The following is a 3,216-nucleotide window of genomic DNA, read 5'->3' as shown; positions in this document are numbered from 1 at the left end:
GGCGTCCGGCCGCCCGCTCCGCCCGCAGATCCACGCGCGCGGCAATCCGCTCGTTGTGCAGGAACGGCAGCACGTAGTAGCCATATACCCGCTTGTCCTGGGGCGTGTAGATCTCCAGCCGATAGCGGAAATCGAACAACCGCTCGGTACGGCTGCGCTCCCAGATCAGCGAATCAAAAGGCGATAACAGTGCGCTGGCAGGCACCTTGCGCGGGACTTTCGGCTCGGGCAGGCAATAAGCCGGCTGTTTCCAGCCCTGGACCTCGCAGGTGATCAATTGCCCATCCTCGACCAGCTCCGCCAGGCGCCCACGGCTGTCGGCCGGGTCCAGACGGAAGTAGTCGCGCAGGTCTTTTTCAGTGCCCACCCCCAGCGCCGTGGCGCTGTGCAGCAGCAAACCGCGTTGCGCCTCTGCCTCGTCCAAGGGGGCTTGCTGGAGAATGTCGGCCGGGATCACACGCTCCGGCAGGTCATACAAACGCTCAAAACCCCGCCGCCCGGCGACGGTCACCTGGCCGGCGGCGAACAACCATTCCAGCGCATGCTTTTCATCGCTCCAGTCCCACCACGGGCCGGCGCGCTCCTCGCGGGTCGACAAACTGCCCGCACCCAGGGCGCCTTGTTGTTCGACGATGCCCAGCACCCGGGCGATGGTGGCCTGCTGCTCGCGACCAAAACGCGCCATTTGCTGATAGATCCCCTGCCCCCGGGCCGCCCGTTCCATGCGCCAGCCCATCAATGGGTACAGCGCCATTGGCAACAACGACGCCTCATGGCCCCAATACTCGAACAGCGAGCGGCGCCGCCCCGAACTCCAGGCGGCTTGTTCTAGAATCAACGGAGAGTAATGCCCCAGACGGGAAAACAGCGGCAGGTAGTGCGAACGCACCACCGCATTTACCGAATCAATCTGCAACACGCCCAAACGCTCAACCAGGCGATTGACCTGCGCCGCCTTGATCAACGCCGGCGGCTGGCGCCCGGAAAAACCCTGGGCGGCCAGCGCCAGGCGTCGCGCCTGCTTGAGGGAAAAGGACAGTTCTGCGGGCATGGGCATCTCCTTGTGTGCTCGCGAACCACCCTACGGCATCCCGAGTCATTTTCGCAGCGGGTCTTCCCAAAAATGCCGGCGGCTTTCCTGCTCGACATCGCCACGGTTGAGCCCGATGTCCTTGAGCGCCTCATCGCTCATGCTCATCAACAGCTGACGCTCACGGTGCACGGCCATCCACCGGGAACCCAGTTGAAGCAGCCCGGAAAACGGCCGCTTCGCCATCAGTACAAAGCCTCTTTGACCTTTCATCATCTCGCCCTCCAGTGGGGATGACTGAAGTCTGTGCCTGGCGCTATGATCAATCCAACGAATGTTTCTTATGCAATACATCTCGGAGATTGATCAATTGTCCAGCTACCCGAGTATCGACACCGAGGTGCTGCGCACCTTCGTCGCCATCGCTGATCAAGGGGGCTTTACCCGCGCCGGCGAGCAGGTCAACCGCACCCAGTCGGCGGTGAGCATGCAGATGAAACGCCTGGAAGAAGATGTGTTGCAGCGCAAGTTGTTCGAGCGCGATGGCCGACAGGTGCGGTTAACGCCCGAAGGCCAGGTGCTGCTGGGCTACGCGCGCCGGATCCTGAAGCTGCACAGCGAGGTGTTCAACACGTTGCGCGAGCCGCACATGGTCGGGTTGGTGCGCATCGGCACCCCGGACGATTACGTGATGCGCTACTTGCCGGGGATTCTCAAGCGCTTCTCCAAGGCTTACCCGCTGATCCAGATTGAAATGCACTGTGAGTCGTCGCCGGTGCTGATGCAGCGCCGGGACCTCGACCTGACCGTTATCAGCCGCGAACCGGGAAATGAAATCGGCGAACTGCTGCGCCATGAACGCATGGTGTGGGTGGCGGCGCCCTGCTTCTGCATGGATGAGCACAGCGCCCTGCCCCTGGCCATTTCCGGCCTCGACAGTTTTTGCACGCAGTGGGCACGCGCCGCGCTGGACGCCCAGGGGCAGGAGTACCGACTGGCGTATCACAGCTCCAACGGGGCCGCGATCCTCGCAGTGGTGGGTGCCGGCCTGGCCGTCACGATCAATATGGAAAGCCTGGTGACCGAAGACCTGCGCATATTGGGCACAGCGGACGGTTTTCCGCCGCTGCCGTCGGTCAACCTGCGGCTGTTGCGCAACCCGCGCACCACCTCGCCGATTACCGAATGCCTCGCCGAATACATCCTCGAAGGCTTCAAACTTTAAACGTCAGCATCACCGCACACACCGCCAGGAACCCGCAGAACAGCCCGCGTAACATGCGCTCCGGCATGGCGTGGGCGACTTTCACGCCCCAACTGATACTGAGCAAACCGCCGACGGCCAAAGGCACGCCGATCAGCCAGTCCACTTCGTGGTGCCAGGCGTAGGTCACCAGGGTCACGCTGGTGCTCGGCAGCGCCAGGGCCAGCGACAGCCCTTGGGCCACCACCTGGCTGGTGCCGAAGATGCTGGTCAGCACCGGCGTGGCAACCACTGCACCGCCCACCCCGAACAAGCCACCCATGGAGCCCGACGCCGCGCCCAACACCCCAAGCCACGGCCAGGAATAACGCATCTGCGCTGACGGCGGTGCATTGTGGGTAAACATTCGCAGCAGGTTGTAGGACGCCAATACCAGCAGAAACGCGATAAAACCCACCCGCATCACGTCAGCATCGATCCCCACCGCCCAGATCGAGCCCAGCCAGGCGAAGGAAAAACCCATCACGCCCAACGGCAGTGCATGACGCAATTCAATCCGGTTGCGCTGGTGATAACGCCACAACGCCAGCATCACATTCGGCACCACCATCACCAGGGCCGTGCCTTGGGCGATCTGCTGGTCGAGGCCGAAAAATACCCCCAGCACGGGAATGGCAATCAGCCCGCCGCCGATGCCGAACAAGCCACCGACCGTGCCCAACGCTACGCCCAGCATTAAATACAACGCTAAATCTGCCACCCGCTCGCTCCTGCTGTTCCCAGGCCTTGCATGCTACGCAGTCCGCTCTGGTGCGGAAACGCACAGCAACGCACAATGGCTGTGCCAATCTCGCACAAGCAGACGCTGATGAACCCCAATACATTGACCGATCAACTGAGCCTGTTTCTCGACGTACTGGAAGCCGGCAGCTTTTCCGCAGCCGCGCGCCGTCACCCGCTCACGCCCTCGGCCGTGGCGCGG

At 62.7% G+C, this 3,216-nt stretch carries 5 protein-coding genes; 2 read left to right on the top strand and 3 right to left on the bottom strand.

Going from position 1 to position 3,216, the window contains the following annotated elements:
• Together HX846_RS31180 and HX846_RS31175 are read right to left on the bottom strand one after the other, a co-directional pair.
• A partial coding sequence (locus HX846_RS31180; RefSeq protein WP_178966866.1) for a winged helix-turn-helix domain-containing protein occupies positions 1–1,051 on the bottom strand: 1,051 nt, incomplete at its 3' end.
• A 45-nt stretch (positions 1,052–1,096) separates the two neighbouring features.
• The gene (locus HX846_RS31175; protein ID WP_003218685.1) at positions 1,097–1,303 is read right to left on the bottom strand and encodes a DUF1127 domain-containing protein; all 207 of its coding nucleotides are present in this window, start codon (positions 1,301–1,303) and stop codon (positions 1,097–1,099) included.
• 70 nt (positions 1,304–1,373) lie between these two features.
• Here HX846_RS31175 and HX846_RS31170 point away from each other — a divergent pair, with 70 nt between their 5' ends.
• Positions 1,374–2,255, top strand: coding sequence for a LysR family transcriptional regulator (locus HX846_RS31170; protein ID WP_023659060.1), 882 nt, complete (start codon positions 1,374–1,376; stop codon positions 2,253–2,255).
• Here the strand turns inward: HX846_RS31170 and HX846_RS31165 are convergent.
• Positions 2,245–2,994 carry a sulfite exporter TauE/SafE family protein gene (locus HX846_RS31165; RefSeq protein ID WP_087693650.1) on the bottom strand — a complete coding sequence of 250 codons (750 nt, stop codon included), beginning with the start codon at positions 2,992–2,994 and terminating at the stop codon, positions 2,245–2,247. The two genes, HX846_RS31170 and HX846_RS31165, sit on opposite strands and share 11 nt — an antisense overlap.
• A gap of 108 nt (positions 2,995–3,102) precedes the next feature.
• Between HX846_RS31165 and HX846_RS39880 the strand changes: the two genes are divergently transcribed.
• Positions 3,103–3,216, top strand: a 114-nt coding sequence (locus tag HX846_RS39880; protein ID WP_178966867.1) for a LysR family transcriptional regulator, incomplete at its 3' end; no start/stop codon positions are given.

Source organism: Pseudomonas sp. K5002 (assembly GCF_013386655.1).
Classification (GTDB): domain Bacteria; phylum Pseudomonadota; class Gammaproteobacteria; order Pseudomonadales; family Pseudomonadaceae; genus Aquipseudomonas.
The sequence above is the reverse complement of the archived record's forward strand: the minus strand, read 5'-3'. Positions and strand labels throughout refer to the sequence as shown.